Annotated in this window: 7 protein-coding genes; 4 read left to right on the top strand and 3 right to left on the bottom strand. The window is 69.5% G+C overall.

Going from position 1 to position 6,203, the window contains the following annotated elements; all coding sequences use genetic code 11:
• The first annotated feature begins 24 nt into the window (after positions 1 to 24).
• The gene (gene bluB / locus A5698_RS21845; protein ID WP_068301041.1) at positions 25 to 696 is read left to right on the top strand and encodes a 5,6-dimethylbenzimidazole synthase; all 672 of its coding nucleotides are present in this window, start codon (positions 25 to 27) and stop codon (positions 694 to 696) included.
• A complete protein-coding gene (locus tag A5698_RS21840; RefSeq protein WP_068301039.1) occupies positions 693 to 1,451 on the top strand; it encodes a LamB/YcsF family protein in 759 nt (252 codons plus the stop codon). The genes bluB and A5698_RS21840 overlap by 4 nt, the downstream gene beginning before the upstream one ends.
• On the opposite strand, the gene A5698_RS21835 is transcribed toward A5698_RS21840, so the two are convergent.
• A complete protein-coding gene (locus A5698_RS21835) occupies positions 1,444 to 2,097 on the bottom strand; it encodes a (2Fe-2S)-binding protein (protein WP_068301036.1) in 654 nt (217 codons plus the stop codon). The two genes, A5698_RS21840 and A5698_RS21835, sit on opposite strands and share 8 nt — an antisense overlap.
• A 59-nt stretch (positions 2,098 to 2,156) precedes the next feature.
• On the opposite strand from A5698_RS21835, the gene A5698_RS21830 reads away from it, so the two are divergent.
• Positions 2,157 to 3,077: an MBL fold metallo-hydrolase gene (locus A5698_RS21830; RefSeq protein ID WP_068301033.1), complete on the top strand. Its 921-nt coding sequence runs from the start codon at positions 2,157 to 2,159 to the stop codon at positions 3,075 to 3,077.
• Positions 3,068 to 4,306: an SLC13 family permease gene (locus A5698_RS21825; protein WP_068301028.1), complete on the top strand. Its 1,239-nt coding sequence runs from the start codon at positions 3,068 to 3,070 to the stop codon at positions 4,304 to 4,306. Before A5698_RS21830 ends, A5698_RS21825 begins: the two co-directional genes overlap by 10 nt.
• Here A5698_RS21825 and rlmB read toward each other — a convergent pair.
• Complete coding sequence (gene rlmB / locus A5698_RS21820) at positions 4,303 to 5,247, bottom strand: 23S rRNA (guanosine(2251)-2'-O)-methyltransferase RlmB (RefSeq protein WP_068301025.1); 945 nt, start codon at positions 5,245 to 5,247, stop codon at positions 4,303 to 4,305. The genes A5698_RS21825 and rlmB overlap by 4 nt on opposite strands.
• A partial coding sequence (locus A5698_RS21815) for a class I tRNA ligase family protein (protein WP_068301021.1) occupies positions 5,248 to 6,203 on the bottom strand: 956 nt, incomplete at its 5' end.

The following is a 6,203-nucleotide window of genomic DNA, read 5'->3' as shown; positions in this document are numbered from 1 at the left end:
ACCCCGGACGCCTAAGCTGGCCGCGTGAACCAGCACGCGTTCGACATCGAGGAACGCCGCGCGGTCTACCGGGTGATTGCCGAGCGCCGCGACATGCGCCGATTCGTTTCCGGTGCGGTGGTGCCCGAGGACGTGCTGGCCCGGCTGCTGCAGGCCGCACACGCCGCGCCGAGTGTCGGACTGATGCAGCCCTGGCGATTCATCCGGATCACCGACGGTGAGTTGCGGCGACGCATCCACGATCTCGTCGACGACGAACGCGTACGCACCGCCGCGGCACTGGGGCCACGCGGCGAGGAGTTCCTGGCGCTCAAGGTCGAAGGAATCTCCGAATGCGCCGAACTTCTCGTCGTCGCGCTCGGCGACGGTCGCCAGCGGCATGTGTTCGGACGCCGCACACTGCCGCACATGGACCTGGCGTCGGTCTCGTGCGCGATCCAGAACCTCTGGCTCGCCGCGCGTGCCGAGGGCCTGGGCATGGGGTGGGTGTCGATCTTCGAACCCGGAAGGCTCGCGGAATTGCTACACATGCCGGACGGGGCCGAGCCCGTTGCGATTCTGTGCCTCGGCCCGGTGCCTGACTTCCCGGATCGCCCCCAGCTGGAGATCGACGAATGGACGATCGGTCGGCCACTGACCGAATTCGTCGCCGAAAACCGTTGGCCCGACACCACTTCAGCGGGACTGCCATCGTGAGAACCATCGACGTGAATGCCGACCTCGGCGAGGGTTTCGGGGTGTGGCGCCTGGGCGATGACGAGGCCATGCTCGACATCGTGACGAGCGCCAACGTCGCGTGCGGCTTCCACGCAGGCGACCCGGCGCTGCTGTTGCGGACGTGCCGGGCGGCCGCCGAACGTGATGTGCGGATCGGCGCGCAGGTGAGCTATCGCGACCTCGCAGGCTTCGGAAGGCGGTTCATCGACGCGACGCCAGAGGATCTCAAGGCCGACGTCATCTACCAGATCGGCGCGCTACAGGCGATGGCCCGCGCGGCCGGGACCGAGGTCAGATACGTCAAACCACATGGGGCGCTGTACTTCGCGATCGTGACCAACACCGATCAGGCCCGCGCCGTCGCCGAAGCCGTGCACGCCGTGGATCCCGGCCTTCCCGTGCTCGGGCTGGCGGGATCGGCGTTCTTCCGCGAGGCCGAAGAGCGCGGATTGCGCATCGTGCCGGAGGCGTTCGCCGACCGCGCGTATCGGCCGGATGGCCGGTTGGTGGACCGCCGTCAGCGCGGCGCCGTCCTGCACGACACCGACGTGATCGCCGACCGGATCGCGTCGATGGTGTTGGCGGGCCGGGTCGACGCGGTCGACGGATCGACCATCCCGATCACCGTCGATTCGATTTGTGTGCACGGTGATTCGCCGGGCGCCGTGCAGATCGCCACGGTGGTGCGGGACCGCCTGCAGGATGAGGGCGTCGACATCAAGCCTTTTACGTGAGCAAGGCGCAGTCCGCGCATTTTGCGCCGTCGGCGATCCGGTAGTACAGGCAGCAGCTGTTGCGGCGAAAAGCCAAGTTGTGCTTGACAATCCCGGTACCGGCCAGCCTGCCGGTCTGCAGCAACTGCCGCGCCAGGCGCGTCGCCTCGTCGCGAAGTTCGGGCCGCACCGAGTACAGCGCTCGGGTCGCGGCCACCAACGCCGACGCGGCGTTGCCGTACAACAGTCCGGTCGCGACCTTGACCCGCAGCCCTTCGGCCAACACCTCGAGGTGGTCCTGCACCACGATGCGATACAGCGACTCGGCCGGATTCGCCGGCAGCGAGTTACCCTCGGGCACAGGCAGTCTCAGCTCGGCGCCGTCGCCGGCCCGCTGCAGTCCCGTGAGGTCGGGCACCACTTTGTGCGCGACGGCGCAGGCGAGAACCGGCGACCACAACCGCGACGCGTGGCTCATCTGGACCAGAGACGCGGCGACGCGCCTGTCTCGCGTGCGGTAGCGGGCCGCCGTCGTATCGATGAGGTCCCGATAGCCGTCGGCGTAACAAGCGCTGACCGGCCGCCAACCGGGGCCGGCGGATCCGTGGGAGATGGCGAAGAACCCGCCGTAGCGGGCGATATCGTCCAGTTCGCCGTCGATCCTCACCGGGTCACAAAGTATCGGAGCACAACTTCCCCGCCGTGGCCGCATCTAAGGTTGGCGCTATGCGTTTCAAGCTCGGCCGCCCCGATCTGACGGATTACGAGCGTTACTTCGACGCACCGCCGGCGACAGCCGGCGCCCCAGTCACGGTCACATGGGCGGGCGTCACCACCCTGCACATCGACGACGGCGAATCGGCGATCCTGACCGACGGCTTCTTCTCCCGGCCCAGCCTGCGCCAGGTCGGGCTGCGACGGTTGTCGCCATCGGAGCCACGCATCGACGGGTGCCTCGCCCGCCTGCGAATCGACCGGCTGGAAGCCGTCCTGCCCGTGCACACCCATTACGACCACGCGATGGACAGCGCGGTGGTGGCCGAACGCACCGGTGCGCGCATCGTCGGCGGGCGGTCGGCCGCCCAGGTCGGCCGCGGCCATCGCCTGCCGGAGGACCACCTGGTGGTCGCCCGCCCCGGCGAACCCGTCGCCCTCGGTCCCTACGACGTCACGCTCTTCGAGGGGAATCACTGTCCGCCCGACCGGTTTCCGGGTGTCATCACCAGCCCGATCGTGCCGCCGGTCAAGGTGTCGGCATACCGGTGCGGTGAGGCGTGGTCCACGCTGGTGCACCACCGTCCGTCGGGTCAAAGCCTGCTGATCGTGGGCAGTGCGGGGTTCGCTCCGGGCGCGCTGGCCGGGCAGCGCGCCGACGTCGTGTACCTCGGGGTCGGGCAGCTCGGCTTGCAACCGGAGCGCTACCTGGAGGACTACTGGCGCGAGACCGTACGCACCGTCGGAGCTCGCCGCGTGGTGCTCATCCACTGGGACGACTTCTTCCGTCCGCTGCATGAGCCGCTGCGTGCGCTCCCCTACGCCGCCGACGACCTCGACGTTTCGATGCGGGTGCTGTCGCGCCTGTCCGGCGGCGACGGTGTCGCTCTGCACCTGCCCACGCTGTGGCAGCCCGCCGACCCGTGGAGCTGATTGCGTCCGCGGCCGCGCTGGCGGTCGTGCTGGTCTTCGCGGTGGCCCGCCCGCACAGGTGGCCCGAGGCCGTCGTCGCCGTCCCGGTCGCGGTACTGCTGATCGCGACCGATGTCGTCTCACCGCATGAGGCGGTGCAAGAGGTGGGCCGATTGTTGCCGGTGGTCGGCTTTCTCGCGGTGGTGCTCGTGCTGGCGCGGCTGTGCGCGGACGAAGGGGTGTTCCGCGCGGCGGGCGGGGCGATGGCGCGCGCCGCCGACGGCAGCCAGAGTCGTCTGCTCGCAGGGCTATTCGCGATCGCGGCGGCGACGACCGCGATCTTGAGCCTGGATGCGACGGTGGTGCTGCTGACACCGGTGGTGCTGGCGACCGCCCGGATCCTGTCCGTTCCGGCCAGGCCACACGCCTATGCCACGGCGCACCTGGCCAACAGCGCGTCGCTGCTGTTACCGGTATCGAATCTGACCAATCTTCTGGCGTTCACCGCTGCGGGGGTCTCGTTTCTCGGGTTCGCGGGGCTCATGGCGCTGCCGTGGCTGGCCGTGATCGTCGTCGAATTCGCGCTGCTGCGTTGGCTTTTCCATCATGATCTGTCCGTCACGCCCGAGCCGGTGATGCAGGAGACCGTGCACGTACCGGTGTTCCCGCTCGTCGTGTTGGGGTTGACCCTGGGCGGTTTCGTCGTTGCATCCATGCTCGGATTCTCGCCGGCCTGGGCGGCGCTGGGCGGAGTACTGGTGCTCGGCGGGCGGAGCCTGGCGCGAGGCCATACGACCGTGACCCGTCTCGCCGCCGCCGCGGACGTGCCGTTCCTGGTGTTCGTGCTGTGCCTGGGCGTGGTGGTCGACGCCGTGATGGTCAACGGTCTCGACACCGCGATGCGTGGCCTGCTGCCCGACGGTCAGAGCCTGCTCGCCCTACTGGGCATCGCTGCCGTCGCGGCGGTGCTGTCGAACATTGTGAACAACCTGCCAGCGGTTCTGGTGCTGCTGCCGCTGGTGTCGGCGACCGGGCCGGGCGCGGTGTTGGCGGTGCTGATCGGGGTGAACGTCGGGCCGAACCTGACCTACGTCGGTTCGCTGGCCAACCTGCTGTGGCGCAGTGTTGTGCGCCGCGAGATGACAACAAACGCAACCGAATTCAGTCGGGTCGGGCTGTGCACGGTTCCGGCCACGTTGGTTGTAGCGGTCATCGGCCTGTGGCTGGGACTGCGGGTGTCCGGGCTCTAGCTCCTGCGCTGGCGGGCGATCTCGGCGAGCACGACGCCCGCGGCCACCGACGCGTTCAACGACTCGGTCGGCCCCGCCATCGGAATGGACACCACCGCGTCGCAGGTCTCGCGGACCAGCCGGGAAAGTCCCTTGCCCTCCGAGCCGACCACCACAACCATCGGTCCGGAGCCGTCCAGCTCGTCTACCGTGGTGTCCCCGTCGGCGTCCAACCCGACGATCTGCAGGCCCGCGTCGGCCCAACTCTTCAGCGTGCGAGTCAGGTTCGTGGCCCTGGCCACCGGCAGCCGCGCCGCGGCGCCCGCGCTGGTGCGCCACGCGACCGCTGTCACCGAGGCCGACCGGCGCTGCGGGATGAGGACGCCGTGGCCTCCGAACGCGGCGACCGAGCGCACGATCGCACCGAGGTTGCGGGGATCGGAGATGTTGTCCAGCGCGACCAGTAGGGCCGAGGAGCCGTCCGCGGTCACCGCCGAGAGCAGGTCGTCCGGGTGGGCGTACTGATAGGGCGGAATCTGCAGCGCCACACCCTGATGCAGCCCGTTGGCGGCGATGCGGTCGAGGTCGTGGCGCGGCACCTCGAGAATCGAGATGCCCGCGTCGGCGGCGATCTGCACCGACTCGGTCAGCCGCTCGTCGGCCTCTGCCCCCAGCGCGACGTAGAGCGCCGTCGCGGGCACTTGCGCGCGCAGGCATTCCAGGACGGGATTGCGTCCGAGAACGATCTCGGTGTCGTCGGTCTTCTTGGTCTGCCGGCGCGCCTGAGATTTGGCGGCCTTCGCCGCGCGCTTGGCCGCCGGATGGTTGGGACGCATGTGCGCGGGAGGGGTGGCGCCGCGACCCTCGAGCCCGCGGCGGCGCACACCGCCCGAACCGACCGTCGGCCCCTTCTTGGTGCCCGGTTTGCGGACCGCGCCCCTGCGCTTCGAATTTCCGGCCATCTACTTGGTGTGCCCGTCGAGCAGCGTCCACTGCGGACCGTCGGCGGTGTCGGTGACCTCGATTCCGGCCTCCTTCAGGCGGTCGCGGATCGCGTCGGCCTCGGCCCAGTCGCGTCGCGCACGCGCATCCTCGCGCCGCTCGACCTCCGCCCGCACCAGCACGTCGACAGCGGCCAGCGCCGCCGAGGTCTCATCCTTCGACTCCCAACGCTCGTCGAGCGGATCGGCGCCGAGGATCCCCATCATCGCGCGGATCGACATCGCCTGGGTCAAGGCGGTCTCGTGGTCGCCGGCGTCGAGCGCGCGGTTGCCCTCGGCCCTGGCGGCGTGCACCTCGGCCAGCGCGATCGGCACCGCGAGATCGTCATCAAGGGCCGCAGCGAATTTCGGCGTCCACTCGCCCGGCACGACGGCGCCGACGCGGTGGCGGACGCGATGCAGGAAGTCCTCGATGCCGGTATAGGCCTTCGCGGCGTCCTGCAGCGCCGTCTCGGAGAACTCCAGCATCGACCGGTAGTGCGCGCTGCCGAGGTAGTACCGCAACTCCGCCGCCCGGACACGTTGCAGCACAGCGGGAATCGCGAGCACATTGCCCAGCGACTTGCTCATCTTCTCGCCGCCCATGGTCACCCAGCCGTTGTGCAGCCAGTAGCGGGCGAATGTGTCGCCGACCGCCTCGGCCTGGGCGATCTCGTTCTCGTGGTGCGGGAAAACCAGATCCATACCGCCGGCGTGGATGTCGAACTCCGCGCCGAGATAGGCCTCGCACATCGCGACGCATTCGGTGTGCCAACCCGGCCGCCCGCGACCCCACGGCGTCGGCCACGACGGTTCACCGGGTTTGGCGCCCTTCCACAGGGTGAAGTCGCGCTCGTCGCGCTTGCCCTTGGCGGCGCCCTCGCCCTGATGCACGTCGTCGATCTTGTGGCCGGACAGCTTCCCGTACGCCGGCAGGC

Origin of the sequence: Mycobacterium sp. E136 (genome assembly GCF_001666865.1) — a bacterium.
GTDB lineage: Bacteria > Actinomycetota > Actinomycetes > Mycobacteriales > Mycobacteriaceae > Mycobacterium.
The sequence above is the reverse complement of the archived record's forward strand: the minus strand, read 5'-3'. Positions and strand labels throughout refer to the sequence as shown.